Raw genomic sequence first — 25,831 nt, 5'->3', positions numbered from 1 at the left:
ACGATAAGCGGGCCCCCGCGAGCGTGCCTCCGGACGAGCGGGGCGGGCCGGCCTGTCGTACCCTGCCCGCCTTCTCCTCCGCTCCCGCGCCGCCCGCCCGGCGCGAACGGGCCGGTCGGAGGGGCGGGCGCGGCCGGACACGGGGGCGCGCGGCTCCGCGCACGGCGGGTCGCGCCGACCGGTCCCGGACAACAGGGGTGAGCGAGTGGCTGGTTGCCGACCCGGGAGCCGCGCCGGGCGTGCCCCGGGCCGTCCCGATCGGCGAGGATGCCCCGGTGCGGCCGACCACCGCGCACCACACGACCCCCACGAAGTGGAGCGCTTCGATGACCTCATCCGTCTCCCACGACCTCGCCGTGAGCCGGGCCTCGCTGGACGACTGGACGGTGATCACCGATTGGGCGGCGGCCGAGGGGTGGAATCCCGGGCTGTCGGACGCCCCGAGCTTCTTCGCCCAGGATCCCGAGGGCTTCTTCGTCGGGAGCATCGACGGGGAACCCGTCTCGGCGGTCTCGGTGGTCACCTACGGCGCCGACTACGCCTTCCTGGGCTTCTACCTGGTGCGCCCCGATCAGCGGGGCCGCGGCCACGGGATCGCCACCTGGAGGACGGCGCTCGCCCACGCCGGGGACCGCACCGTCGGCCTGGACGGCGTGGTGGCGCAGCAGGACAACTACCGCAGGTCCGGCTTCGCCCCCGCCCACCGGACCGTCCGCCACAGCGGCGTCGCACCGCAACTGCCCGTCCCGCACGGCGTACGGCCCCTCACGGACCCCGCCGTCGTCGCCGCGTACGACAGCGCGTGCTTCCCGGCGGACCGCCCGCGCTTCCTGCGCCACTGGCTCGCCGAGGAGGGGCACCGCGCCGTGGCCCGTGTCGTCGACGGGCGGCTCACCGGCTACGGCGTGATCCGCCCCGGCCGGGACGCCCTGCGCGTCGGCCCGCTCTTCGCCGACACCGCCGAGGACGCCCGCGCCCTGTTCGCCGGACTGACCGCCACGGCCCCCGGCCGCGAGGTGGCGATCGACGTGCCCGAGAACAACGCGCCCGCCGTCGCCCTCGCCGAGGACCTGGGCCTCACCCCCTCCTTCGAGACGGCCCGCATGTACACCGGCCCGGTCCGGCCCTTCGCGGCCGAGCGCGTCTTCGGCGTCACCACCCTGGAGCTCGGCTGACCGTACGGCGAGGCCCCCGGGGTTCCGGTCGACGGCACCGTGGCCCCCGGACCCCGGCGGGCTTAGGCTGGAAGTACGGCGATGTGCACGACGGCGTGATCCCGATCATGAACAGACCCATCGAGGATTACGCCCTTCTCAGCGACCTGGAGACGGCCGCGATGCTCGGCACGGACGGGTCCGTCGACTGGCTCTGTCTGCCGCGCTTCGACTCGCCGGCCTGTCTGGCCGCGCTGCTCGGCGGGGCGGACAACGGATTCTGGCGGGTCGCACCCGTCGGTGCCGCAGGACGGTCGTGCACCCGCCGGGCCTACCGGCAGGACACCCTGGTCCTGGACTCGGAGTGGGAGACCCCGGCCGGGACGGTACGCGTCACCGACTTCATGCCGCCGCGCACCCGCTTCCCCTGCATGGTCCGCATGATCGAAGGCCTGTCCGGTGCTGTGGACATGCGCAGCGAACTGCGGCTGAGATTCCACCACGGCCGGGTCGTACCCTGGACCCGGCCCACCGACAGCTGCACGGTCGCGGTCGCCGGGCCCGACGCCGTCTGGCTGAGCGCCGACGGCCCCGTCGAGACACTCCGCGACGAGACGTCCACCGTCACCGGCTTCACCGTCACGGCGGGCCGGCGGCTGTCCCTCACCCTGGCCTGGGCGCCCTCGCACCAGGCCGGCCTGCCCGACGTGCTCGGCGTCCCCGCGGAAACGGCGCTGAAGGAGACCGGCGACTTCTGGCGGCGGTGGACCGGCCGATGCCGCTACCGGGGCCCGAGGCGCGACGCGGTGACGCGGTCGCTCATCACACTCAAGGCCCTCACGTACGCGCCCACGGGCGGCATCGTCGCCGCTCCCACCACGTCCCTGCCCGGACATATCGGGGGTGTCCGCAACTGGGACCACCGGTACTGCTGGCTGCGCGACTCCACGCTCACCCTGTCCTGCCTGCTGCGCAGCGGCTACCGGGAGGAGGCGGCGGCCTGGGTCGAGTGGCTCGTGCGCGCCATAGCAGGGGACCCCGCCGAACTCCAGGCGGTGTACGGCGTCGCGGGACAGCGGCTCCTGCCGGAGACGGAGGCCCCCTGGCTGCCCGGGTACGCGCAGTCGCAGCCCGTGCGCTTCGGGAACGCCGCGATGGGCCAGTTCCAGCTCGATGTGTACGGGGAGGTCCTGGACGCCCTGTGGCTGTCCCAGCGGGCGGGCATCGAGCTGCCACCGCACGTGTGGAGCCTGGTGAAGTCCCTGATGCGCCACCTGCGACGGCACTGGGGCGAAGCCGACCAGGGGCTGTGGCAGGTGCGCGGCCCGGCCCGGCAGTTCGTCCACTCCAAGGTCATGGCGTGGGTGGCGGCCGATCGCGCGCTGCGGCTCGGCGGCCTGCTCGGCGTCGAGGTGCCCGACGCCTGGCGGGTCATGCGCGACGACGTGGCGCGCCAGGTGTGCCGGTACGGATGGGACGGCCGCCAGGGGTCGTTCGTCCAGGCCTACGGGTCGTCCGCGCTCGACGCCTCGGCGCTGCTGTTGCCGGGATCGGGATTCCTGCCCGCCGGCGACCCACGGGTACGGGACACCGTACGGGCGCTGAGATCCCTGATGCGGGGCGGATTCATGCACCGCTACACGCGCGGTGACGGCGTACCGGGCGAAGAGGGCGCCTTCGTGTCCTGTTCGCTGTGGTACGCCAACGCGCTGGCGGCCGTGGGGGAGACGGCGGAGGCGTACGCCGTCTTCGAGCGGGTGCTCTCGGTCCGCAACGACGTCGGCCTGCTGTCGGAGCAGTGGGACCCCGTCGAACGGCGCCAACTGGGCAACGCCCCGCAGGCGTTCAGCCACATCGCCCTGGTGGAGACGGCGCTCAGGCTTCAGCCCGGGAGCGCCGACACCGCGCTGAGCAGCACCATCCCCGAATCGCCGTAGTCCGGCAGGGTCGGGTCGGTGTCGATGCGCCCGACGCGCAGCCGCCGGGTCAGCGGAGCGAACACCGAGGTCACCACGTCCGGGTCCACCGGGCAGCCCGGCCACCGCGAGGCGGGCCCGATCCGGTAGGTCGGCATGTTCTCCATGAACGCCGCGACGAGCCAACCCCCCGGAACGACGGAGCGTACGAACAGCCGGCAGAAGTCCCTGAACTCGTCGAAGTCCTCGGTGACTCCCTCGGCGACGAAGTTCATCGAGGCCAGGTCGTAGCCGCCGGGCGGGAGCGCGCGCACGTCCTGGTGCACCACGCGCACCCGCGACAGGGCCTGCGCGGGGTCCGCGGGCAGACCGGGATTGAGCCGCCTGCACAGCGCGTGGAAGGGCAGCCAGCTGGCGTCGGGCCCGCCGTCGAGCTGCCGGCTGAGATAGGCGACGTTCGCCTTCCCGGCCTCCACGGCGTCGATACGGCGGCTCGCGGCCCCCGCGAGCATCAGTGGATAGAGGTTCGGCCCCGCCCCGAACTCCACCGAGCACGCGAGGCTGCCGGGGGCGAACCGGCGGTAGACCGCGGAGTGGTGGGCGATGACTGCCGCGTCGGAGGGGTGCAGCTCGCGGTAGTTCTCGGCGAGGTAGTCCTCGACGGGCCAACTGTCCCAGTTCACGTCGTCGTTGAGGGTGGACATGCGGGATCAGCTCCTGGGCCGCAGCGGGTGGCGCTCGGTCAGCCGGGTCAGCGTGCCGATGAGCCGGCCGATGTCGTCGTCGGAGTTGAGCGCGGTGATCTGCACGCGGAAACCGACCCGGTCACGCGGGACGAGCGGATAGGCCGCGAGCGTCACGTAGATGCCCTCGTCCCACAGGAATTCGGCGACCGCTTCGAGATCGCCGGCGTCCGCGAGCGGGATCTCCACGATCGGCAGCCCGTCGGTGTTGAGCGTGTCCACTCCGAGGGCCGCCAGATGGTCGAGCACCCGGGCGGTCTTGCGGTGCAGGTCAGCGCGGACGGCGTCGCCGCGCCGGTCGTTGACGTCCAAGCCCGCCATCGTCGTGGCGAGGGAGGCGGTCGGCGAAGGACCCGAGTAGAGGTAGGGCGCCGCGGCCGTCTTGAGCCGGTCCTTGAGGTCCGAAGGCAGGGCGAGGAAGGCCAGCAGCGACGAGTACGCCTTGGAGAACCCGCCGACGAGCACGATCCCCTCGTAGGTTTCGCCGGTGTGCCGGACCACGCTGTTGCCGCGCAGGCCGTACGGGCAGGGCTCGCTCGGACCCCGTTCCCCGATGACACCGAAGCCGTGCGTGTCGTCGACGTACAGCGTCGCGTCCCGGCGGCGGCAGACGGCGGCCAGCGCGGGCAGGTCGACGACGTCGCCACTCATGCTGTTGACGCCGTCGACGCAGACCAGCCGCGGCAACCCGCTCGGTACGGAGCACAGTTGGGCCTCCAGCTCGTCGGGCCGCTCGGCGTGGAAGCGCCGCAGCGTCGCCCCGTGCCCGCGCGCGAAGACGCACCCGTCGTACACGGTCCGGTGCGCGGTCGCCTCGACGAACACGTGTCCCCGGTCGGCGAGTACGGGGATCACCGAGGTGTGGATGAGGGTCGCCGTAGGCAGCAGCAGCGTGTCAGGTGCGCCGAGCAGGGCGGTGAGCCGTTCCTCGATGTCCGGATAGAGGCGCGGGCTGCCGATCAGCCGGGACCAGCTCGGGTGCGTTCCCCACCGGCGTACGGAAGGCTCGATCGCCGCGATGATCTCCGGGTCGAAGTCGAAACCGAGGTAGTTGCAGGAGGCGAAGTCGATCAGCCAGTGGTCCCCGCTGCGGATGTGCCGCCCGCGCACCTCGTCGAGGACGGCGTCGCTCATGCGACTGGTCCGTCGCAGGCGTTCGAGGTCGTCCCCGCCGGGCCGCCACGGCGCCTCGGCGGAAGCGGGCCGGGAGGCGGGGGACCGCGAGGGGCGGAGCGCGGCGGGGGCGGTGTCGTCCGCGTGACGGGAGGCGGGTGGGGCGGGGTCGAGCGGATGGCGGCGGGTGGCCGGTGCCACCGGCCCGGCCATGGGCGTGTCGGCCGCGGTGCGCTGCGGCCCGGGTGTGCTGCGGTCGGCCACGGTGTCTCCCATGTCATGTGTGCGGCGGCCGGTCGCGGGGGTCCCCGGACCGGAGGTGCGGGGTGCCGGACGCGGCCCGGGTTCGTCCGCACGGCGGGCGGTCGGGCGGGTGGGGGGCTGCGTGTCCGGGAGGGGCCGCCCGCCTGGGGGCGCCGGGGTCGCCGCCGTCGCCCGGCCGTCCCGGTTTCCGTTCGCCGCCGGGCCGTACACCGACGCGGGCGTCCGCTTCCCGTCTCGGCGCCGTAGCAGGAACTCGCTCTGTTCCAGAGTCATCGGCCGCGCGAACAGGTACCCCTGCCCGAACCCGCACCCCATCCCGGCGAGCAGATCACGCTGGGCGGAGTCCTCGATCCCCTCGGCGACGACGTCCAGGCCCAGTGTCCCGGCGAGGTTCACGATCCCCTGGACCAGCGCGACTTGACGGGGGTCCACGGCGATGTCGTCGATGAACGTCTTGTCAATCTTGAGCGCGTCGACGGGGAACTCCCGCAGATAGCGCAGCGAGGAGAACCCGGTGCCGAAGTCGTCGACGGCTATCTGCACGCCCATGTCCTTGAGGGACCGCAGCATCGCCTGCATCTGGGCGTCCTGCCGCATCAGCACCGTCTCGGTCAGTTCGAGCTGGAGTGTGCCGGGGGCGAGGTCCCGCAGCGCCCCACGCACCACGTCCAGGAAGCCGTTGTCCCCGAGCTGGCGGGCGGACACGTTGACGCTCACGTACGGCGGACGCTCCGTCTCCCCGGCCAGGCGTTGCAGGCCGGCCATGTCGGCGGCGGCGTTCTCCAGGACCCAGGCACCCAGCGGCGCGATGTGCCCGGTCTCCTCGGCCAGCGCGATGAAGTGCTCCGGCGGGACCGGCGCACCCCGGCCACGCGGCCAGCGCGCCAGCGCCTCGAACCCGACGACCTCACCCGCCTCGATGCCCACCACCGGCTGGTAGCGCAGGGCGAACTCGGCGTCGTCGATCGCCCGGTCGAGGCGCGCCCGTATGTCGTGCCGCTCCACCATCCGCACCCGCAGCCGGGGCTGGAACCGGCGCCACTGACGCTTGCCGGCCCCCTTCGCCGCGTACAGCGCCAGATCGGCGTGGGTGAGCAGTTCCTCGGCGTCCGTGCTGTCCCGGGCGGTGGCGACGCCCACGCTGGCGGACACGCTCAGCGGACCCCCCGGCAGGCTGAACGGCCTGCCGAGGGTCTGGATCACCTGCGCGGCGAGCAGCTCGGCGTCGAGTGGCTGCCGCGCGTCCTCCATCAGCACCGCGAACTCGTCACCGCCGAGGCGGGCCGCCGTGTCGCTGCGCCGCAACGCGCCCGAGAGCCGTTCGCCGACGTCCGTGAGCAGCCGGTCACCCGTCGCGTGCCCCATCGTGTCGTTGACCATCTTGAAGTCGTCGAGGTCGACGAAGAGCAGGCAGGTCAGCGTCGACTCCCGCCGGCCGCGCAGGAGCGCGCGTTCGATGCGCTCCAGCAGCAGGGTCCGGTTGGGCAGGCCGGTCAGCGGGTCGTGGAAGGCGCGCTCCGTCAGTTCGTGCTCCAGTCGGCGCTGCTCCGTGACGTCCCGCAGCGTGATGACGAGCCCTCGCACCGTGGGGTCCTCGCGCAGGTCGCTGCACCGGACCTCGACCTCGATGCGGTCCCCGTCGCGCAGCACCCACCAGTGGTCGTGGGTCTCGGGCGACCCGCCGCGGCGCATGGCCGTGAGCCCTTCGGTCACCCGCCGCCGGTCGCGGGAGCCCACCAGCTCCGGCAGGGCGGCGCCCGTCAGCGGCGCCCCGCCGAACACGGCCCGCGCGGACGGGCTCGCGTACCGCACCGTGTCGTCGTCCTCGACGATGAGGATGACGTCGGAGGCGTTGCGGACCAGCGTCCGGAAGTACGCCTCGCTCTCCGTGCGGATGATCTCCCGGCGCAGCGCGGTCCGTTCGAGGGTCAGGGCCGCGTGCGAGGCGAGGATCTGCAGGGAACCGCGGATCTCCGCGAGCTTGTGCTCCGGGCCCGCGGCCAGCAGGGCGCCGGGCAGCTCTCCGGCGGGCCGGTCGGGCGGGACCATCGGACACACCAGGGTCGTCGGCAGATCGCCCAGGGCGGCGGCGATCTCGGGGCCGAGCCGGCCGGTGGGCACCAGGTGCGTCCGGTTCGTCGCCAGGCCGACGGCGCGCTCGGCGGGCAGCAGGAGGGTCCCGTGGGCGACTCCCGGCCCGAACAGCGTGCTGACGGCCCGGTCGCAGGCGGCCGTGACCTCCTGGGGCCGGGTGGCCTCCATCAGCGAGGCCGCCGCGGTGCGCAGGGCCAGCTCGCGTGCCACCGCCTCGCGGTGGGCCACGACCATGCCCGCGAGGCGGAGGATCACCAGCAGGAACAGCACCCCGGAGAAGGCGGCGATCGCGGCCGCGTCCTCCGGGTGCCCGGCGAGTCCCTCGTAGAGCAGGATCCCCGGTGCGACCAGCGTCGCGAGGGCGAGGCTCAGCAGGCGCCGGGGCCGGGGCAGCAGGGACTCCCGCTGGGGGACGGACGCCGTCAGTTCCACCATCGAGGGGTGCAGCGCGGCCAGCCCCCACGCCGTGTAGAAGACGATCCAGCCGGTGTCGACCAGCGTCCCGGCCTGCCACATGCCCTTGAGCTGGAGGATCCCGTACGCGATGTCGAAGATGAGCAGCGTCGCCGTCCCGGCGACGAGGAGCCGCACGGCGCGGTTGCGCTCCCATGCGGGACGCGGCGCCAGCAGACAGGCCAGCAGGGCCAGGACCAGCACGTCGCCCAGCGGGTAGGCGATGCTGATCGCGCGCTGCTGCCAGGTGATGCCGGTGACGTGCGTGAGGGGCTGCACCAGCAGCACCCACACGGGCAGGGCGAGGCCGGCGGTGAGGATCAGGGCGTCCAGCAGGCTCGGCAGGTCGCGGCCGGCCCACCGGTAGCGCACGAGGCCGAACAAGCCGGCGGCGAACAGCGGATACGTCGCGAGGTAGCAGGCGTCCGCGGGGGACGGGAAGGGGTTGGAGGCGTCGAAGTACGCCTCCAGCACGTTGTAGTACGTGTCGCCGGTGGCGAAGGCGAGCAGACCGGTGGCGAGCAGCAGCCACGGCCAGCGGTGGGCGGGGCGGTGCACGAGGACGCCGGTGACCACGGCGGCGGAACCGCCGAGCCCGATCACGGCCCACAGCGGGGTGCGCAGGACCGGGACGGACAGGTAGACACCGGTGACGATCAGCACCAGCGCGGCGTATCCGGCCATCAGCCGGTGTGCCTGCAGCAAGGGCAAGCGCCTCCCAGCGTCGCGGGACACGGAGTGCTTCACCTGGATCCGGGGCACCTTCGATCGTAGGCACGGGGGCGGTGGAGGTGCATCTCGTCCCGGGCGCGTCAGGGCTCGACGGCCCCGACGGCCGGCGGGTCTCCGGCGTCCCGGCCGAAGTAGTCGACGCCGCCCGCGTCGGTGCCGAAGAGGGCGTGCAGGTCGAGTCCGTCCCGCGGGCAGCCGGGGACGACCAGCCCGGCGTCCTCGGGCGTACGGAGACCCGGCAGCGCGCCTCCCGCGAAGCAGGGGTCGGCCACCGCTCCGGTCGCCTTCCCGCCGACCCGCTCCTGTCCGGTGCCGGCCCGCCAGGCGGCCAGGTCCGAGTAGGTGCGGTCGCCCCACTTCACCGCCCACTCGCCCTTGGTCGTGTGGTAGACGTTGCCCTGCAGCACGACCTGGTCCGTGGACAGCGCCGCGTCCGCCGAGACCAGCGGATCGCCCTCGGTGACGAGGATGTTGTTGCGGATGCTCACCCCGGAGTTGCCGTCCCGCAGGAGCACCGCTGGCCCGCGGCCCCCCGGGGAGTGGGACATGACCACCGTGTTCTGGTAGACGGCCAGATCCTGGATGCGCTTGCCGTAGACGGTCAGCGCGCCGTGCAGGGGCAGTTTGCGGGCGTCGTCGGTGCTGATGTTGTAGCGGATGGTGTTGCCCGTGTGGGTGCCGTCGCGGTTGCGGGAGAACACGTAGTAGCCCGAACCGTCGTTCTCGTACGACACGTTGTACTGGATCTTGGAGTCGGAGACGTTCGAGTCGAAGCCGAATCCGGAGCCGTCCACGGTGGAACGGGTGTGATTGCGGTAGGAGGAGCTGTGCTCGATGAGCACGCGGGTGGAGTCGTACGCCCACAGCCCCACCGGCCCGGCCGTCGCGTGGGTGGCCGAACGGCCGCCGTTGTCGTGCGCACTGGAGTTGCGCAGGGTGGCCCCGCGGACCCCGCCCAGGATGATGCCGTCACCGGTGTGCCGGTCGACCGCCGCCGGGTCGCCGTGGTTCTCGTAAGCCTCCACGTCCTCGATGTCGACGTTCTCGTGGGCGTAGGCGCGGCGGGCCGGGTCGAAGTCCGCTCCGTAGGTGAGCAGCCCGGCGTCCCTGTTGTCGTGCAGGTGGGTCTGGCGCACCGACACGTCCTTGAAGCCGTTGTCGTCCTCGGTGGCGCCGACGGCGATGCCGACCCGGAAACCGGAGACGTCGACACCCGAGACACTCACGTGCTCCCGCCGGCCGTCCGAGCGGCGGTCGGAGTAGAGGTTGACCCCGGCGTCCTTGCCGGCGGCCGCCCCCCGGCCCCGCAGGGTGAGGTCACGGATGTCCACGCCCGCCGTGTTGTGCACGGAGACGCCGGGGGAGTCGGCGGAGTCGATACGGGCCCTGCCGGTGCCGTACGACCCGATCACCACCGGCCGCCCGGCCTCACCGGCCTCGTCGGCGCCGACGGTGACGGTCCCGGGGAAGCGGGCACCGCCTTGGAGCAGCAGCTTGTCGCCGGGCCGCAGCTTCACTTGGTCGGCCCGTGCCAGGGACCGCCAGGCCTTGCCGGGCGACGAGCCGTCGGCGGAGTCGTCACCCCCGGGACTGACGTAGTAGGTGCCGGCGGCGGCAGCGGAAGGGGCGTAGTGGGGTGTGGCCGCGCAGGCGCCGCCCGCGGACACGAGCAGCGTGGCGGCGAGGGCGGCGAGCACGGTGCGGGGCATCGATCAGGCCTCCACCGGATCGTCGAGGAGCCGCCGCGGCTCGGGGGACTGCGCCCTGAACCAGGCGACCGTGTGGCGCAGGCCTTCTTCGATCGGGACCCTGGGGGCCCAGCCGAGCAGGTCGCGGGCGCGGGTGACGACCGGCCGGCGGCGGACCGGGTCGTCCACGGGCAGCGGGCGGTGCTCGACCGGCGACGTCGACCCGGTGGCCTCGATCACCAGCCGCGCCAGCTCCCGCACGGTGTGTTCGGCCGGGTTGCCCAGGTTCACCGGCCCGGCGTGGCCGCTGTCCAGCATCGCGACGAGGCCCCGGACGAGGTCGTCGACGTAGCAGAAACTGCGCGTCTGGCTGCCGTCCCCGAAGAGCGTGAGCGGACTGCCCGCCAGCGCCTGCCGCACGAAGGTCGACACGACCCGCCCGTCGTGCGGGCGCATCCGGGGACCGTAGGTGTTGAAGATCCGCACGATGCCGGTGTCCACGCCGAGGCTGCGCCGGTACGCCATGGTGAGGGCCTCCGCGTACCGTTTGGCCTCGTCGTAGACGCTGCGCGGCCCCACCGGGTTGACGTTGCCCCAGTAGTCCTCGGGCTGCGGGTGCAGCACCGGGTCGCCGTACACCTCGCTCGTGGAGGTCAGCAGGAAGCGGGCCCCGCGCCGCTCGGCCAGCCGCAGGGCGTTCTCCGTGCCCCGGCTGCCCACCGACAGCGTCTGGAGCGGCAGCCGATCGTAGTCGGGCGGCGAGGCGGGGCTCGCGAGGTGGGCCACCGCGTCGACGCCGCCGGGCACGTCGAACGCCGAGGTGACGTCGGCGTGCACGAGCCGGAAGTGCCGGTGGCCGGTCAGCCGGGTCACGTTCAGGGGCTCGCCGGTGCAGAAGTTGTCCAGGCACCAGACCGTGTCGCCCCGGCGCAGCAGGGCCTCGCACAGATGGGATCCGAGGAATCCGCCGCCGCCCGTCACCACCACCTTCATGACGCGCCTCCTCGGGCGGACACGGCCGCTGACCGATCCGGGCGGCCCAGGGCGTGCACCGACCATCCGGCGGCCCGCCAGGACGGCTCGTCGAGTCCGCCGCGGGCGTCCAGCAGCAGCGGCTCGTGCACCACGGCGGCCAGGCCGGCCGGATCGATCCGCCCGTACTCCGGCCAGCGGGTCAGGTGCAGGACCAGGTCGGCGTCCTCGCAGGCCTTGGGGACGTCCAGGGTGTAGGCGAGGGCGGGATGCGCGGCCCGCGCGTTGTCCAGGGCCTCCGGGTCGTGTACGCGGACGGCGGCGCCCCCTTCCTGAAGCGCCGACGCGACGGCGAGGGCCGGCGAGTCGCGCACGTCGTCGCTGCCGGGTTTGAAGGCGGCGCCGAGCACCCCGACGCGGCGGCCGGCGAGGGACCCGCCGAGCAGCCGCCGCGACAAATCGACGGTGCGCCGCCGCTGCCGGGTGTTGATCCGGTCGACCTCGTGCAGGAACACCACCGAGGCGCCGGCTCCGAGTTCCTCGGCGCGGGCCGCGAAGGCGCGGATGTCCTTGGGGAAGCAGCTTCCGCCGAAGCCGAGTCCGGGCTCCAGGAAGCGGTCGCCGATCCGCGAGTCCGCCCCGATGGCGCGGGCCAGGACCGTGGCGTCCGCTCCGGCCGCCTCGCACACCTCGGACATCGCGTTGATGAACGAGACCTTGGTCGCCAGGAAGGAGTTGGCCGCCACCTTCACGAGTTCGGCCGTGGCCGGGTCCGTGCTGAACCACGGCACCCCGGCGCGGAGCAGGGGCCGGTACACCTCCCGCAGCACGTTGTCCGCCCGCTCGGACACGACACCCACGACGATCCGCTCCGGGTGCATGGTGTCCTGGACCGCCGAGCCCTCGCGCAGGAACTCGGGGTTCCACGCGACCTCGCAGTCGCGGGTGCTCACGGCGAGCCGCCGGGCGAGCCGGGCGGCCGTGCCGACCGGGACCGTGGACTTGCCCACGACCAGGCTCCCCGGGCGCAGGTGCGGGGCGAGCCCGTCGATCACGGCGTCCACGAAACGCAGGTCGGCGGCCTGGCCGTCGGGGCGCTGCGGGGTGCCCACGCACACGAAGTGGGTACGGGCGAACGCGGCGCCCTCGGCGAGCGACGTGGAGAACCTGAGCCGTCCCGAGGAGACGGTGCGCGCGAGCACTTCCCCGAGTCCGGCCTCGTGCAGCGGGGCGCGACCGGCCGAGAGGGACGCGATCCGCTCCTCGTCGATGTCGATGCCGAGCACCTCGTGGCCGAGGTCGGCCATGCACGCGGCGTGCACCGTCCCGACGTATCCGGTACCGATGACTGTGATCCGCATGGCGTCACTCCTTAGGGGCCGACCGCCGGGCGGAACCGGCGTACCCGTGGGGGTTGAGTTGCTGGAAGTGCCAGGAGTCCCGGCACATCGCGGCGAGGTCGCGGGTGGGGCGCCAGCCCCAGGCACGGGCCACCGCGCTCGCGTCGGCGACGAGTTCGGGCACGTCCCCCGACCGGCGGCCCACGACCTCGTACGGGATCGGCCGGCCGCAGGCGGCACTGAAGGCGCTGACGACGTCCAGCACCGAACTGCCCCTGCCCAAGCCGAGGTTGAACACCCGCATGCCGGGTCCGTCGGTGAAGTGGTCGAGGGCGACGCGGTGCGCCTCGACGGTGTCCATGACGTGGAGGTAGTCGCGGATCGCCGTCCCGTCGGGTGTCCCGTAGTCGTCGCCGAACACGTGCAGCCGCTCCCTGCGGCCCACGGCCACCTGCGCCACGTACGGCATCAGGTTGTCCGGTGTGCCGTGCGGGTCCTCGCCGAGCAGTCCGCTGGCGTGGGCGCCCGCCGGATTGAAGTAGCGCAGGCACAGCACCGCGAACTCGGGTGTGCGGCGGCAGACGTCGGCGAGTATCTGCTCGCACAGCCACTTGGAGGTCGCGTAGGGGTTGGTGGGACGGGCCGGGGTCGTCTCGTCCAGGGGGCCGCGCCCGGCGTCGCCGTAGACGGAGCAGGAGGAGGAGAACACCAGCTGGTGCACCCCGTGTTCGCGCATGACGGACAGCAGAGCGGTCGTGCCGCCGACGTTGGTGTCGTAGTACTGGATGGGCATCCGTGTCGACTCGCCCACGGCCTTGTGCGCGGCGAAGTGCACGACGGCGTCCACGGAGTGTCGGTCGAAGACGGCCGAGAGGGCGCGCCGATCACGGATGTCCAGCTCATAGACGGCACCGACGAAGCGTCCGGCGATCCTCTCCACGCGCGCGAACACTTGCGGGGTGCTGTTGGAGTAGTCGTCGACGACGATCAACTCATAGCCGTGGTCAAGGAGTTCCACGCAGGCATGGCTGCCGATGAAGCCCGCCCCGCCGGTGACGAGGACGGTCGACGGCGTGCCCGACGCCGGGATTCCCTTGTGGTTCGGCCTCGTTCGCACTGTGTTCACCAGCCCAGGACGGCGGCGGCGTACGCCGGGTAGAAGACGATGGCCACCGCCGCGGGCAGCGCCGAGAGAAGGCCGAGTGCCAGCGGCAGCCGTGCCGTGGGCAGGGCCGAGGTGAAGCGGGTACCCGCGGCCCGGGCGGACTCGTGGACGTGCAGCAGTGGTATGGCGACGGCGACCACGGCGTAGGTCACCCCGGCGAGCAGGCAAAGGAAGACGTATCCGGCCGACGGCCCGGTCAGTTCGCCCAGCAGGGCGACCGAGGAGAGCACCACGGCCAGCGTCGCGAAGGGCAGGACCAGCCGCGCGAGCAGCGGTTGCGGCCCGCCGGGGTCGCCCTTGGGGGTGACCTTGAACGTGACCGGGCGCGGGCTCACCCGCTGGGCGGCCGCCCCGAACAGGCCCCAGATGACGAACGGCCAGCGGGCCAGCGCGAACAGCCAGGTCTCCCAGCTGATGAGCGGTGCCGTGCGCGGACGCAGCAGCCCGCGGCGACGCATCAGGAACAGGGTCAGGATCAGCCAGACCGGCATCGACCAGAAATGGACGAGGAAGTCGAAGTAGTTGACGTTCATCCACGGGAGCCCGGTGAGCACGGCGATCGGCGGCAGTGACAGGCCTGCGACGATCATCAGTCCCAGCAGCGGGTAGTACGCCAGCGCGTAGGTGAACCGCAGCTGGAGCAGGAACGGCAGTCGTCCCACGTGGCGCGGCAGCAGACCCGTCAGCATGGTCGTCAGGCTCCGGGACCACTGGTACTCCTGCGTCACCATGTCGGGGAAGTTCAGCGGCCCGTCCCCGTGCGCCTCCGCATCGATGGCGAAAGCCCCGTGCCAGCCCGCCGAGTTGAGCAGGTAGGTGGTGGAGAAATCCTCGGCCAGCTCGGGGCCGAGCCCTCCGATGTCGCGCAGGGCGCGGGTGCGGACGGCGTAGTGGGACCCGATGCACATGGGCGCCAGTCCGTCGCTGTGGCCGAGCTGGACGGCGCCGTGCCAGACGGCCTCACGGTGCAGCCGGCCGCGGGCCGCCCATGAGGTGTCGCCGTTCGCGTCGCAGATGCTCGGCGCGGCGACGTACCCGATGGCGGGGTCGGCGAACGGGCGGACCACCTCGGCGAGATAGGTCGCGGCGGGCACGTGGTCGCAGTCGAGCTGCGCCACGACCTCGTAGAGCTCGTAGCCCCAATGGTCGTAGAAGTAGGCGAGGTTGCCTTCCTTGCAGCGCGTGCGCCGGGGCCAGCCGGCCCGCTGGTAGGCGGCGTCCCCCTGCCGGGAGGACATCCGCACGTGGTGCGCAAGGCACCACAGCGCCGTCTCCTCGGTCGGCACCTCCTCGCACAGCCAGACGTCGTAGGGGTGCGGGAAGTCCTGGGCGAGCATCGCCTCCAGCGTCCGCCGCACGGTCGCCCAGGGTTCCGAGGGCGCCCGCGTCACGGCGAAGGCGACCGGAACGGCGGGGACGGCCAGCGCGGGGTCGACCCGGCGCAGCCGCAGGGCGGTGACGAAGAAGTACGCGGGCAGTGCCGTGAGGTACAGCAGCAGGGCGCTGTTCACGATCAGGCCCACCCAGCCCGCCCGGTGCTCGGGCTGGAGCCACCAGGACCAGAACCAGACGAAGCTCACCAGCCACGCCGCGGCGATCACCGCGAGGAGGGCACGGTCCCGTGCGGGGAGCAGGGGGACGAAGGTGCCGGGGCGGACGCTGCGGCCGGGATACGTGTGCCCGAAAACGGGACCGCTCGCGGCCACTCGGACGACGTTGCCGTCCGAGATCCGCTCCAGATGACGCTCCACCTGGATGAGGTCCGGGGGGTCGGTGACCGGCTTGCTCTGCGCCATGGGGCGACGCCTCCGCCCTGGAAGTGCGGGGGTTTCCGTACACTGATGGCGTACGTTTACGACGTATATGTACGACTTTGCGCCTATTGTTTCCTTACGTCAAACGGTTCCGCCGGGAGCGAGGAGCAGGCAGCCATGCCGAACGGGACAGAAGGCGGCGGGGGCCGCCGGGCCAGTGACCGCGGGCGCTACGGACGGCTGACCAGGGAGCGTGTGCTGGCCTCCGCCCTGGAGATCGTCGACCGCGACGGGCTCTCGGGGCTCAGCATGCGCAAGCTCGGCGCGGAGCTGGGGGTGGAGGCGATGGCCCTCTACCGGTACGCGTCGGGGAAGGACGCCCTGCTCGACGGGCTGGTCGAGGGCTTCTGCCTCGAACTGGAGGCGGAACTCGCGACCGGGCGGCGCCGGACCGGAGGGGAACGCGGCAACCCACCCGCGACGGACGGCCCGGCCGCTCCCGGGCGCCCCGGCGACGTACCCGGCGCGGATGGCCCCGCGAATTCCGCGGGTCCGGGCAAGGAGCCCCCGACGCTCGGACCCGTCGCTCCCGAGGCCCCCGACGAGGGGCCTTTCCCGGGCGGCCCGGACGTGAGTCACCCGGCGGACGGGGGCGGGCCCTCAGGCGCGAGCCTGCCGGCGGACGAGGGCGGTCCCTTGGACAGGAGTGGTCCGGCGGACGGGAGGGGGCCCTCGGACGCGAGCGGCCCGGCCGGGGACGGGTGGGTCCGTGAGTTGCACCGGATCGCGCTCGCCGCCCACCGGGTCGCGATGCGCCATCCCCACGTCGTCCCGCTGCTGGCCACCCGGCTCCTGTCCACGCCGCTGGCCCGCCGCCCCGCCGCGGTCCTGCGCAGCGACGAGCGCGTGCTGGCCCTGCTGCACGACGCGGGCTTCGACGAGGAGCGCACGGTCGCGTTGCACCGGGCCTTCACCGCGTGGCTGCTGGGCTACCTGCTGGTCGAACTGCGCGCCATGGACGACGATCCCGCCGAACCCGACCCCGCGTTCCGGCTGGGACTGCACCGCATCTCCGCACGGGAGCTGCCCCGGCTGCGTGCCGTCGCCGTCGTTCTCGCCGAGCGGGGCGGGCCCTCCGGTCTGGCGGCGGGACTGGACGCGCTGCTCGACCGCTTCCGCTGAACCGCCCGTTGCCCGGGCGGAGTTCAGACGGCGCCGGACGCGCCCGACGGGATGCCGAACCCCGGGTCCGGCACCGCCGCGGGCTCCACCAGCACCGAGGGGCGTCCGTCCACACCGACGGGCACGTCACCGTCGACGGTGACGCGGCGCAGCCTGCGCTCGTGGTCGTCGGAGTCGTCCACGCCGTAGTGCTGGGTCGCCCGGTTGTCCCAGATCGCCACGTCACCGGCCTGCCACTGCCAGCGCACGGTGTTCTCCGGGCGTTCGACGTGCGACTGGAACAACTGGAGCAGCGCCCGCGAGTCGGCGGCGGCGAGGCCGACCAGGCGCTGCACGAAACTGCCGAGCAGCAGCACCCGTTCACCCGTCTCGGGGTGGACACGCACGACCGGGTGCTCGGTGCGGAACGTGGTCGACGTGAACACCCGCTGGTACTTCTCCAGTTGCTCCGGCACGGCGTCGGGGCGCAGCGCCGCGTAGTCGTAGTCGTTGGTGTGCAGGGCACGCAGCGAGTCGGCGAGGGCGCGCAGCGGCGCGGGCAGGTTCTCGTACGCCGTGGCCGTGTTGGCCCACAGGGTGTTGCCGCCGTAGGGCGGGACCACGACCGCGCGCAGGACCGAGAACGCCGGGTACGCGGGCACGAAGGTGACATCGGTGTGCCACTGGTTGGCGCGGCCGCCGTGGTCGGAGTCGATCCCCAGGGCGTAACGCCCGTCCGCGGACGGCACCGTGGGATGGGCGACGGGGGTGCCGAGCAGCCGTCCGAACGCCTCGTGACTCTCCTCGTCGAGGTGGTCCTGGCCGCGCAGGAAGACCACCTTGTGCCGGAGCAGGGCCGCCCGGACGGCCGCCACGGTGCCGGGCGCGAGGTCGCCCCCGAGCCGGATCCCGGAGAGCACGGCACCGAGCCGCCCGCCGAGCCGCTGGACGGTGACCTGCCGGCCGGGGGAGGCGTCGAGCGCGGGTGCGGAGGCCATGGCTGGTTTCCCTTCGGGGACGCGCGAAGACGGAGCGGTCTCGCGGAGGAGGAAGGAGGAGCTGAGGAGCCGCGGAACCGGAGGTGGGGGCGCGGGCTCGGCCCCGAGCGTCGCAGCGCCCGCGAAGACCCGTCAAGGACGGACCGGCCGCCCGACAGGGGCCGCCCCGCGGACGGCTCGGTCCCCCGGAGCCGTCCGTCCCGCACCCGTACATGCCCGCTGACCTGCTGTTTTCTGGATGTCAGGGTGAGGGGCCGGGAAGCGGGCCGACGGCCCGGACGGCGTGCGCGATGTTCACACCGCCGCAACGATGCCGCCGGATCCGGCCCCTCGGTGGGACGTCTCAAGCGGCCCGCCGCCCGGAAACGCCCGCCGGCGCCCCAGCGCGACGACGGCCGGCGCGGCCGCGACCAGCGGCAGCGACCTCCACGGCACGAACGCGGCGGCCGGGCCTTCCCGTGACACCGGCGGCGAGCCGGGCCGCGAACCGCCTCCTAGCCGAGTTCCCGGGCCCGTTGCACCGCCGCGTGCACCGGCCCGCGGTGCACCGGACCGTGCCCCGGCAGCAGCACGTCGGCGGCGAGACCCTCGATGTCCCCCAGCGCCGCGAGACCCTGTTCGCGCTCGGCGTCGAACATGGCGGGCAGCAGCTGCGGACCGCTGACCCGGGACGTGGGGTGCTCGCTGACCAGCGCGTCACCGGAGATCACGACGCCGGCGTCCGGGAGGTGGAAGACACAGTGACCGGCCGTGTGGCCGGGGGTGTGGACCGGCACGGGGCGGCCCGGCAGGTCGAGCGGGCCCGGGGCCGGGAACGGTAGCGGCCGCGTCACGCGGACGTCCGCCTTGCCGCCCGCCCGCAGGGCCCGCACCGACCAGGGCAGCACGCCCGGCCGCCACGCCTGCCGCATCACCTGTCCCACGGACACCTGATGCAGGAACTCGCGCCGCGCGTGCGGGAGTTCGGCCTCGTGCAGATGGACCGGGACGCCGAAGGCGCGGTTCAGGTACTCGGCCGAGCCGAGGTGGTCGTTGTGTGCGTGCGTGATCAGTACGGCGGTCAGTGCCTCCGGCGCGTGGCCCAGGGCCCGCAGTGAGGCGAGGACGGCCGCCCGGTCACCCGGGTAGCCGGTGTCGACCAGCGTGACCGCGTCGCCGTCGGACAGGACGACCCAGTTCGTGTCGCTTCCGTGGACCAGGTGGACTCCGGATGCCACCTGGACGATCGCGTCCTCGCGCATGGCTCTCCCGCGGCTGTGGACCTCGCACGGCCGGGCCGGCCGCGTCAGGGCGAAGCTATCGCGCGCGGATGACGAGCCGATGCGGACCCCGGGCGAGTTCGCGGCGCACGCGCCGACCGCCACCGGTTCCGCGCGCCGACGGCGACTCGACCGTGCGTCGGAGGGACCTGCCGGAGGAGGGACAGGGTCTTGCACGGGCTGATCGCCATGGGCCTGCTCCGGCAGGTTCCCGACCCCGACTCCGCCCGCAGACGGCTGATCCGCACCACCACCGAGGGCCGCCGCGTCCCCGAGCGGGCGCAGGCGGCCATCGCCGTCGTCGAGTCGGTCCTCGCCGACGGCATCGGCAAGGCCGGCGCCGACGCGCTGCGGCAGGCCCTGACCGCCGACTGGGGCCGGCCGCCGTTCGACCCGGCACCCTGACACGGGGGCGGACGTCAGCCGGCCTCCGCCAGCCACGTCCGCCACACGTGCCGCGAGTTCGGCACCCCGGGGCGGTCGAGGATCCACAGGAGGTACCCGGCGTGCAGCCGGGCCCAGGGGTCGTCCGACTCCCGTGCCCCGGCGAGGCGCCCGCGCAGCTCCTCGCCGTCGACGGCCCTGGCCACCCGCACGTACTCCCGGTCCTTGCAGCGGTACGCCCGCCCGACCACGGTCGCGGTCAGGTCCACGAGTTTCGCCCGCACCGTCTCGTCCCCGGCCGCGGCGGCCACGTCCCGGATCAGGGCCTGCTTCGTGCCCCAGGCCTTCGCGTACCGCGTCCACTCCTGCGGGTACCGCGCCTCCCACTCCAGGAACAGCAACGCGTACGGCAGCCCCGGCCACCCCGCGATCTCCGCGCGGTGCGGGCCGTCCCACAGCCCGTCGGGCAGCGACCGCCGCTGGACCGCGACGTACTCGTCGTGCGCCCGCCGCACCGCGGGAGCGTCGAGCGGCGACCGCACTCCCTGCCCCGAGGCCAGCCGCCAGGCCTCGTCGAAGCGCCGGCGGGCGAGGCCGGTGCTGCGCCGGGCGGCGGCCAACCGCTCCTGCGCCGCGTCCCGTTCGGCCGGGTCGGCGGCTATCAGCCCGTACGCCCAGCCCAGACGTTCCTCCCACGCCCGGGCATCGTCGACGCCCGGACCCATCACCTCTGCCATGGCCCGATCATCCCCGAGCCCGGGCCGCAAGGCGACAGTCAGTACGCGGCCGGTGGCGCGGGCTGTACGAGGCCGGACTGGTGGGCGATGACGACCAGTTGCACGCGGTCGCGGGCGTTGAGCTTGGCCATGGTGCGCCGCACGTGCGTGCGCACGGTCAGCGGGCTGACGACGAGCTGGTCGGCGATCTCGGCGTTGGACAGGCCCTCGGCGGCCAGCGCGAGCACCTCCCGCTCGTGGGCGGTGAGCGAGTCCAGCGCCTCGGGGGGTGCGAGCGGGCTCCCCGGCGCCGGGGTGGCGAGGTAGCGGGTGATGAGGGCGCGGGTGGCCAGCGGGGAGAGCAGCGCGTCGCCCCCGGCCACCGTGCGCAGGGCGCTGAGCAGCGCGTCGGCGCCGACGTCCTTGCCGAGGAAGCCGCTTGCGCCCGCCCGCAGGGCGTGGGCCACGTACTCGTCGATCTCCAGGGTGGTGAGGATGAGCACGCGCGTCGTGGCCAGTTCGGGGTCGGCGCAGATGGTGGTGGTCGCGGTCAGGCCGTCGGTGCCGGGCATGCGGATGTCCATGAGGACGACGTCGGGGTGGTGGGCGCGCGCGAGGTCCACGGCCTCCCTGCCGTCGGTGGCCTCGGCGACCACGTCCATGTCGGCGCAGGACTCGATCAGGATGCGGAACGTGGCCCGGAGGAGGGCCTGGTCGTCGGCGAGCAGGACGCGGATGGTCATCGGGTTCGTTCCTCTTCCGATTCCGTGGGGGGTGGGTGCAGCGGGGGCCGGGTGACGCCGCCCGCGCGTTCGGGCGTGCCGACGACTTCGCAGCCGCGGTCCGGCGGGGTCCGCGCGAAGTCCGGCGACGTGCGGGTGGTGCGCGGGCGGGTGTCCGGGTACGGCTCCGGCGTCGTGGCCATGGGGTTCTCCGGTCTGGGACTGAGTCCATGGTGGACGACGCCGTGTCCGAACGGCCGCCGACGACCGCCCGTGTCGGCCGGTGTCGTGGGGGGGGGCCCCGGCCCCCCCCGGGGGCCCGCCCCCCCCCCCGGGGGGGCGGGCCCCCCCCCCCCCCCCCCCCCCCGCCGCCGGGGGGGGGGGGGGGGGGGGGGGGGGGGCCCCCCCCCCCGGGGCGCCCCCCCCCCACGACAGCGGGAGGCGCCGGACGACCACGTCCGCCTCACCCGCTGGGGCCGGTGAGGCGGACGTGGCGGACGCGGCCGGAAACCGTTCCCGGGGAATCGCACCACGTAATCCCATTGCAGGGACTCCCGGCGGGTGCTGGAGTGACCCCATGGATCACGTGGGAGTACTGGCCCTGTTCGACCGGGACATGCGGGAGGGCGCGCGGCCCGACAGCCCGGGAGCCCGGGTGGAACGCGTCGGCAGGGTGGTGCGCCAGGTGGGCGCCGAGCAGGGCTGGAACGGAGTGGTCTGGTCGGACCTGGACGAGACGAGCGCCGACGCGGCGATCGCCGGGCAGATCCGGTACTTCACCGGTCTCGGGCGCGAGTTCGAGTGGAAGCTGTACGGACACGACCGGCCGGACGACCTCGGGCAGCGGCTGCGGGCGGCCGGGTTCACCCCGGAGCCGGAGGAGACGCTGATGGTCGCCGAGCTGGGCGACCTGGCCCTCGACGCGGCGCCGCCGGACGGCGTACGTCTGCTGCCCGTCACCGACAGCGCCGGTGTCGACCTCGTGGCGGACGTCCACCGGCAGGCGTTCGGCACCGACAGCTCGCGTATGCGCCACCAGCTCCTCGCCCAGCTCACCGGCGACGCGGACGACGTCGTCGCCGTCGTGGCCCTCGCCGGTGACGTCCCGGTGAGCGCGGCCCGCATGGAACTCCTCCCCGGCGCCCGGTTCGCGGGACTGTGGGGCGGCGGCACCGTCGAGGGCTGGCGTGGCAAGGGCATCTACCGCGCCCTGGTCGCCCACCGCGCCCGGGTCGCCGCCGACCGCGGGTACCGCTACGTGCAGGTCGACGCCTCCAGCCAGAGCCGCCCGGTCCTCGCCCGCCTCGGTTTCGTGCCGCTGACCACGACGACGCCGTACGTGTACGCCCCCGGTTCGGACGCCCCGGCGTAGACGGCGTCACCGCTCGCAGGCACGCGGGCCGCCCAGGGTTGAGTCCTGGAGGGCCGCCCGTGCCCCGCTCCCGTCCGTGCCGTCAGTCGAGACCGAACGCGTCCGCGAGCGACTCGACCTGTGCGGTCAGCAGCGTGCCGCCGTCGTGCCCCATGCCGTCGAACTGGCCGGACACCTCCAGGCCGACCGCGCCGTGCAGGTGCGACCAGGCGAGCACCGCGCCGGCGAGCGCCACCCCGGCCGCCTCCTCATCCATGTCCCGCGATGCGGCAGGCTCCCCGTCGGCACCACCCGTGCTGCGGGCGACCCAGCCGGCGACCTCGGCGTCCGCGCGCACCCATGCCGTCGTCTGCGCGACCACCGGCCGTACCGCCGGGCCGGGACGCGCCCCGTGGAAGGCGGCGAGGAAGGGCGCGAGCACCGCGCGGGCACTCTCCAGCGTGTCGGGCGGCGCGCTGTAGCCCGGGACCGGCGTGCCCTGGATCAGCAGGTAGCGGTGCGGCTGTGCGACGGCCCACCCCCGGCACCCGGCGGCGAGCGCCCGGACCCGCTCGCGCGCCGGAGCGTCAGACGGGAGATCCCCGGCGGCCGCCGTCACCGCCGCCGCCAGGTCCGCGTAGGCGTCGCGGATCAGATCGCTCAGCAGCGCGTCGCGGCTGTCGAAGTACCGGTACAGCGCGGGCCCGGAGAGGCCCACCTCCTTGGCGATGCGCGTGAGCGCCACCGCGGCCGTACCGCCCTCGGCCACCTGGCGCAGCGCGATGTCCTTGATCTCCGCGCGCGTCTGCTCGCGGTAACGGGCCCTCGGACCCTGCTGACTGCCGGCCACGTACGGCTCCTCTCTCGATCCCGCTACACACCCTAACGAACCGCGAGTGGAAACCACTCTTGCTGCTAGCCATCGCAAGAGTTACGGTGTCTAACAGAAGTGAGGAGCGGTCACCGACACGCCTCTCCCGCACGCCGTGGCTTCCTCCGCGGACCCGTGCGACCACCTCCAGAGACAAGGACCCCGTATGTCCACCGCCACGCACACCTCCCGCGCCCTCCACGTCGTCCTGGGATCCGGGCCGGCCGGAACGGCGCTCGCCCGGGAACTCGTCCGCCGGGGCCACGCCGTCCGGCTCGTCGACCGCAAGGGCACCGGACCCGCCCTCGAAGGGGTCGAGCGCTTCGGTGCCGACGTCGGCACCGAAGAGGGCGCCGCGGCCGCCACGGCCGGCGCCGAGGTCGTCTACCACTGCGTGAACGTCGCCTATCACCTCCAGGTGGAGGTCATGCCGCGCATCCAGGACGCCCTGCTCGGCGCCGTGCACGGCACGGGCGCCCGGCTGGTCGTCCTCGACACCCTGTATCCCTACGGCGAGACCGGGGGAGCGGTGATGACCGAGGAGTCCCCGTGGAACGCCACGAGCCGCAAGGGCCGGATGCGCGCGGACCTCGACGCGAAGTACCTCGCCGCCCACCGGGAGGGCCGCGCCCGCGTCGTCCTCGGCCGGTCCGCGGACTTCGTCGGCCCCGGCGTCCTCAACTCGACGCTCGGCGCCCTGGTGTTCCCCGCCGCCCTGACCGGCGGCGAGGCCGTGGGTCTCGGGGACATCGACCTGCCGCACAGCTACACGTACATCGAGGACGTCGCCACCGGCCTCGCCACCCTCGGCGAACACCCCGAGGGCGACGGCCGGGTCTGGCACCTGCCCACGGCGCCCGCGCCCACCACCCGGGAGGTCCACGCCCTGATCGAGAAGCGTCTCGGCCGCCCGGTGCGCGCCGTGGTCCTGAAGGACGCGGCGCCCTACGGCCCCTTCGACGAGCAGTTCATGGCCGAGTACGCCGAGATGTTCTACCAGCACACGGAACCGCAGATCGTGGACTCGTCCGCCTTCGAGCAGGCCTTCGGGGTGCGGCCCACGCCGCTCGCCGACGCGCTCGACGCGACGCTCGCCTGGTACGGGGAGTGGCTCGCCCGCCAGTGAGCGGGCGCGACGGGAGTGCCGCGAGCCCCGGGGCGTCCGCGTCCCGGCCGCCGCACGACGCGGCGTGGCATGTCACATCCCGGCCCCTCGGATCCGTCCCCTCCGTATGACCACGAACCAGCAGATCCTTCTGGCGGGCGCGAGCGGCGTCCTCGGAGCCCACGTCACCCGCGCGCTGACCGCGGCGGGCCACACGGTCACCGGTCTCGGCCGGGGTCCCGCCAACGGAGTACGGGCCGACCTGACGGACCGGGACGCGCTGCTGCGCGCCGTCGACGGCCGGCGCTTCGACACGGTCGTCCACGCGGCCACGGCGCTGAGCCGGCCGCCCCTGCGCCACCGCGACATGCACGCCACCGACACCCTGCGCACCGACGGCACGGCCCACCTCGTCGAGGCCGCGCGGATCACCGGCGCCCGGCGGTTCGTCGTGGAGTCCATGGTCTTCGGATACGGATACGGCGACCACGGCGCGCGCGAACTGGCCGAGGACGACGACCTGTTCGGGCCGCCGGGAACGACCCCCGAACTGGAACGGCACATCGCCGCGATGCGCACCAAGGAGCGACTCGCGTTCGACGCCCCGGACCTGGAGGGCGTCTCCCTGCGCTTCGGCCTCTTCTACGGGGCCGGCGGCACCGACGCCCTCCTGCCCCTGCTGCGCAGGCGGGCGCTTCCCGTCGCCGACGACCGCGGCCGTGTCCTGCCGTGGGTGGAACTCGCGGACGCCGCGGCCGCCGTGCTCGCCGCCGTGGAGCGGGGCCGCGGCGGCCAGGCGTACAACGTCGCCGACCGCACGCCGATGGGTTTCGGCGCCCATGTCCGGTCCGTCGCCGAGGAGTTCGGGCTGCCGAGGCCGATGACCGTACCGCTGTGGCTGCTGCGGCCGATGTCGTACGCCCACGTCGCGGCCTCGTCCAGCCTTCGCGTGTCCATCGCCAAGGCGGAACGCGAACTGGGCTGGAGCCCCAGGTTCGCGTCCCCGCGTGAGGGTCTGGCCGCACTGGCCGGACACTCCTGAACGCGCGGCCGGGGCGGCCTCCCGTGCCCACCGGCCGGGCCGGACCGGTCCGCGCGAGGCGACCCGGCCCGGCCGGTGGCGTCCTTCCGTCACGCCCGAGGCGTGCTCCGCGTCGCGTTGACGATGCACACCATCCCCAGCACCACGGCCAGCGCCCCGATGATGATGCTGTTCAGGACGACTCCGGTGTCGGGGCTGGAGCCGACGATCCACGGCGAGATGATCATCCAGGTGCCCAGTGCGCACAGGGCGCCGCTCAGGCCGTACATCCGTTCCGGCGAGTTGGTGAATCCGAGCGCCAGCACGCCGATCGCGATGCCCATGATCAGGTTGTGCGCCACGAGCGGGGGCTGGCTCGTCGTGTAGTGGAGTATCCACGGCGACGCGGCGCAGTACAGACCGAGCAGGAACACCGGTCCGTCCACGAGCGCCACGTCGCGGCCACCGAGCAGGCGGGCGTACCGGGCCCGCATCTCCGGGGCGTCGGGGTGACCGGTCATGTCACCCCGGGTGTGCGAGACGTCGGCCATGACTCGTCTCCTTCGCTCTTGACGGGCTCGACCGCTGGGAGAATGTGCGGTAAGCACCGCGTAAGTACCATCGTGCGCTTATTTTTCCTTTATGTGTAGCGGTGCGGTAAAGGGAAAACTCGCCGACAGCGGTGCGTGGACGTGGTGTTCACCGGACCACGGCTGCCGTTCCGGAGGCGAACGCGCAGGTCGAGGGTGCTCGCGAGGAGCCAGGACATGCAGCGTCGCCCGCCGGTCGCGGGGACCGGCGGGCGACGCCTGGGAAGACCGTCGGGGACGGGGCCGCCGCCGCGGACCCGACGGT

19 protein-coding genes and 1 pseudogene are annotated in these 25,831 nt (G+C 73.6%); 7 read left to right on the top strand and 13 right to left on the bottom strand.

Going from position 1 to position 25,831, the window contains the following annotated elements:
* The first annotated feature begins 326 nt into the window (after nt 1-326).
* Together ACFYQQ_RS13780 and ACFYQQ_RS13775 are read left to right on the top strand one after the other, a co-directional pair.
* Nucleotides 327-1,175, top strand: coding sequence for a GNAT family N-acetyltransferase (locus ACFYQQ_RS13780; protein WP_356242733.1), 849 nt, complete (start codon nt 327-329; stop codon nt 1,173-1,175).
* 107 nt (nt 1,176-1,282) lie between these two features.
* A complete protein-coding gene (locus ACFYQQ_RS13775) occupies nt 1,283-3,091 on the top strand; it encodes a glycoside hydrolase family 15 protein (RefSeq protein WP_356164323.1) in 1,809 nt (602 codons plus the stop codon).
* Here ACFYQQ_RS13775 and ACFYQQ_RS13770 read toward each other — a convergent pair.
* From ACFYQQ_RS13770 to ACFYQQ_RS13740, 7 genes are all read right to left on the bottom strand, one after another.
* On the bottom strand, nt 3,037-3,774 hold the full coding sequence (locus ACFYQQ_RS13770; RefSeq protein WP_356242738.1) for a class I SAM-dependent methyltransferase: 738 nt from the start codon (nt 3,772-3,774) through the stop codon (nt 3,037-3,039). The two genes, ACFYQQ_RS13775 and ACFYQQ_RS13770, sit on opposite strands and share 55 nt — an antisense overlap.
* A 6-nt stretch (nt 3,775-3,780) precedes the next feature.
* Complete coding sequence (locus ACFYQQ_RS13765) at nt 3,781-8,421, bottom strand: aminotransferase class I/II-fold pyridoxal phosphate-dependent enzyme (RefSeq protein WP_356242866.1); 4,641 nt, start codon at nt 8,419-8,421, stop codon at nt 3,781-3,783.
* A gap of 128 nt (nt 8,422-8,549) precedes the next feature.
* A complete protein-coding gene (locus ACFYQQ_RS13760) occupies nt 8,550-10,178 on the bottom strand; it encodes a right-handed parallel beta-helix repeat-containing protein (RefSeq protein ID WP_356242741.1) in 1,629 nt (542 codons plus the stop codon).
* Between the two features lie 3 nt (nt 10,179-10,181).
* Entirely contained in the window at nt 10,182-11,150 is a 969-nt protein-coding gene (locus tag ACFYQQ_RS13755; RefSeq protein ID WP_356164317.1) for a UDP-glucuronic acid decarboxylase family protein, read from the bottom strand.
* Nucleotides 11,147-12,490, bottom strand: a complete 1,344-nt coding sequence (locus ACFYQQ_RS13750) for a UDP-glucose/GDP-mannose dehydrogenase family protein (RefSeq protein WP_356242745.1) — start codon at nt 12,488-12,490, stop codon at nt 11,147-11,149. The genes ACFYQQ_RS13755 and ACFYQQ_RS13750 overlap by 4 nt, the downstream gene beginning before the upstream one ends.
* 4 nt (nt 12,491-12,494) lie before the next feature.
* Nucleotides 12,495-13,586 carry a UDP-glucose 4-epimerase GalE gene (gene galE / locus ACFYQQ_RS13745; RefSeq protein WP_355790920.1) on the bottom strand — a complete coding sequence of 364 codons (1,092 nt, stop codon included), beginning with the start codon at nt 13,584-13,586 and terminating at the stop codon, nt 12,495-12,497.
* A 5-nt stretch (nt 13,587-13,591) separates the two neighbouring features.
* On the bottom strand, nt 13,592-15,430 hold the full coding sequence (locus ACFYQQ_RS13740; protein ID WP_355790917.1) for a glycosyltransferase: 1,839 nt from the start codon (nt 15,428-15,430) through the stop codon (nt 13,592-13,594).
* Nucleotides 15,431-15,565: 135 nt separating this feature from the next.
* On the opposite strand from ACFYQQ_RS13740, the pseudogene ACFYQQ_RS13735 reads away from it, so the two are divergent.
* Nucleotides 15,566-15,823 (top strand): annotated as a pseudogene (locus ACFYQQ_RS13735) (TetR family transcriptional regulator); the annotation flags it as partial.
* A 770-nt stretch (nt 15,824-16,593) separates the two neighbouring features.
* On the opposite strand, the gene ACFYQQ_RS13730 reads toward ACFYQQ_RS13735, so the two are convergent.
* Entirely contained in the window at nt 16,594-17,547 is a 954-nt protein-coding gene (locus tag ACFYQQ_RS13730) for a TauD/TfdA family dioxygenase (RefSeq protein WP_356242748.1), read from the bottom strand.
* Nucleotides 17,548-18,041: 494 nt separating this feature from the next.
* Nucleotides 18,042-18,788: an MBL fold metallo-hydrolase gene (locus ACFYQQ_RS13725; RefSeq protein ID WP_356242751.1), complete on the bottom strand. Its 747-nt coding sequence runs from the start codon at nt 18,786-18,788 to the stop codon at nt 18,042-18,044.
* Nucleotides 18,789-18,977: 189 nt separating this feature from the next.
* On the opposite strand from ACFYQQ_RS13725, the gene ACFYQQ_RS13720 reads away from it, so the two are divergent.
* The gene (locus tag ACFYQQ_RS13720) at nt 18,978-19,211 is read left to right on the top strand and encodes a MarR family winged helix-turn-helix transcriptional regulator (protein ID WP_356164309.1); all 234 of its coding nucleotides are present in this window, start codon (nt 18,978-18,980) and stop codon (nt 19,209-19,211) included.
* A 14-nt stretch (nt 19,212-19,225) separates the two neighbouring features.
* On the opposite strand, the gene ACFYQQ_RS13715 is transcribed toward ACFYQQ_RS13720, so the two are convergent.
* Together ACFYQQ_RS13715 and ACFYQQ_RS13710 are read right to left on the bottom strand one after the other, a co-directional pair.
* Nucleotides 19,226-19,927, bottom strand: a complete 702-nt coding sequence (locus tag ACFYQQ_RS13715) for a hypothetical protein (RefSeq protein WP_356164307.1) — start codon at nt 19,925-19,927, stop codon at nt 19,226-19,228.
* 38 nt (nt 19,928-19,965) lie between these two features.
* On the bottom strand, nt 19,966-20,649 hold the full coding sequence (locus ACFYQQ_RS13710; RefSeq protein ID WP_355795770.1) for a response regulator transcription factor: 684 nt from the start codon (nt 20,647-20,649) through the stop codon (nt 19,966-19,968).
* A gap of 556 nt (nt 20,650-21,205) precedes the next feature.
* On the opposite strand from ACFYQQ_RS13710, the gene ACFYQQ_RS13705 reads away from it, so the two are divergent.
* Entirely contained in the window at nt 21,206-22,000 is a 795-nt protein-coding gene (locus tag ACFYQQ_RS13705; protein ID WP_356242756.1) for a GNAT family N-acetyltransferase, read from the top strand.
* Between the two features lie 82 nt (nt 22,001-22,082).
* On the opposite strand, the gene ACFYQQ_RS13700 is transcribed toward ACFYQQ_RS13705, so the two are convergent.
* The gene (locus ACFYQQ_RS13700) at nt 22,083-22,829 is read right to left on the bottom strand and encodes a TetR/AcrR family transcriptional regulator (protein ID WP_356242759.1); all 747 of its coding nucleotides are present in this window, start codon (nt 22,827-22,829) and stop codon (nt 22,083-22,085) included.
* 187 nt (nt 22,830-23,016) lie between these two features.
* Between ACFYQQ_RS13700 and ACFYQQ_RS13695 the strand changes: the two genes are divergently transcribed.
* Together ACFYQQ_RS13695 and ACFYQQ_RS13690 are read left to right on the top strand one after the other, a co-directional pair.
* On the top strand, nt 23,017-23,976 hold the full coding sequence (locus tag ACFYQQ_RS13695; protein ID WP_356164299.1) for an NAD-dependent epimerase/dehydratase family protein: 960 nt from the start codon (nt 23,017-23,019) through the stop codon (nt 23,974-23,976).
* 106 nt (nt 23,977-24,082) lie between these two features.
* Nucleotides 24,083-24,997: an NAD-dependent epimerase/dehydratase family protein gene (locus tag ACFYQQ_RS13690; RefSeq protein ID WP_388904577.1), complete on the top strand. Its 915-nt coding sequence runs from the start codon at nt 24,083-24,085 to the stop codon at nt 24,995-24,997.
* A gap of 89 nt (nt 24,998-25,086) precedes the next feature.
* Here the strand turns inward: ACFYQQ_RS13690 and ACFYQQ_RS13685 are convergent, their stop codons facing one another.
* A complete protein-coding gene (locus ACFYQQ_RS13685) occupies nt 25,087-25,527 on the bottom strand; it encodes an SPW repeat protein (protein WP_356164295.1) in 441 nt (146 codons plus the stop codon).
* Nucleotides 25,528-25,831 lie beyond the last annotated feature (304 nt).

Source organism: Streptomyces sp. NPDC005496, assembly GCF_042872045.1.
In the GTDB taxonomy this organism is placed as follows: Bacteria; Actinomycetota; Actinomycetes; order Streptomycetales; family Streptomycetaceae; genus Streptomyces.
This window is presented reverse-complemented; position numbering and strand designations above follow the sequence as displayed.

Bases quoted from the DNA above. Each gene is read 5' to 3' on its own strand.
- ACFYQQ_RS13780 (WP_356242733.1), top strand. From the start codon at position 327: ATGACCTCATCCGTCTCCCACGACCTCGCCGTGAGCCGGGCCTCGCTG.
- ACFYQQ_RS13775 (WP_356164323.1), top strand. From the start codon at position 1,283: ATGAACAGACCCATCGAGGATTACGCCCTTCTCAGCGACCTGGAGACG.
- ACFYQQ_RS13770 (WP_356242738.1), bottom strand. From the start codon at position 3,774: ATGTCCACCCTCAACGACGACGTGAACTGGGACAGTTGGCCCGTCGAG.
- ACFYQQ_RS13765 (WP_356242866.1), bottom strand. From the start codon at position 8,421: ATGGCCGGATACGCCGCGCTGGTGCTGATCGTCACCGGTGTCTACCTG.
- ACFYQQ_RS13760 (WP_356242741.1), bottom strand. From the start codon at position 10,178: ATGCCCCGCACCGTGCTCGCCGCCCTCGCCGCCACGCTGCTCGTGTCC.
- ACFYQQ_RS13755 (WP_356164317.1), bottom strand. From the start codon at position 11,150: ATGAAGGTGGTGGTGACGGGCGGCGGCGGATTCCTCGGATCCCATCTG.
- ACFYQQ_RS13750 (WP_356242745.1), bottom strand. From the start codon at position 12,490: ATGCGGATCACAGTCATCGGTACCGGATACGTCGGGACGGTGCACGCC.
- ACFYQQ_RS13740 (WP_355790917.1), bottom strand. From the start codon at position 15,430: ATGGCGCAGAGCAAGCCGGTCACCGACCCCCCGGACCTCATCCAGGTG.
- ACFYQQ_RS13730 (WP_356242748.1), bottom strand. From the start codon at position 17,547: ATGGCCTCCGCACCCGCGCTCGACGCCTCCCCCGGCCGGCAGGTCACC.
- ACFYQQ_RS13725 (WP_356242751.1), bottom strand. From the start codon at position 18,788: ATGCGCGAGGACGCGATCGTCCAGGTGGCATCCGGAGTCCACCTGGTC.
- ACFYQQ_RS13715 (WP_356164307.1), bottom strand. From the start codon at position 19,927: ATGGCAGAGGTGATGGGTCCGGGCGTCGACGATGCCCGGGCGTGGGAG.
- ACFYQQ_RS13710 (WP_355795770.1), bottom strand. From the start codon at position 20,649: ATGACCATCCGCGTCCTGCTCGCCGACGACCAGGCCCTCCTCCGGGCC.
- ACFYQQ_RS13705 (WP_356242756.1), top strand. From the start codon at position 21,206: ATGGATCACGTGGGAGTACTGGCCCTGTTCGACCGGGACATGCGGGAG.
- ACFYQQ_RS13695 (WP_356164299.1), top strand. From the start codon at position 23,017: ATGTCCACCGCCACGCACACCTCCCGCGCCCTCCACGTCGTCCTGGGA.
- ACFYQQ_RS13690 (WP_388904577.1), top strand. From the start codon at position 24,083: ATGACCACGAACCAGCAGATCCTTCTGGCGGGCGCGAGCGGCGTCCTC.
- ACFYQQ_RS13685 (WP_356164295.1), bottom strand. From the start codon at position 25,527: ATGGCCGACGTCTCGCACACCCGGGGTGACATGACCGGTCACCCCGAC.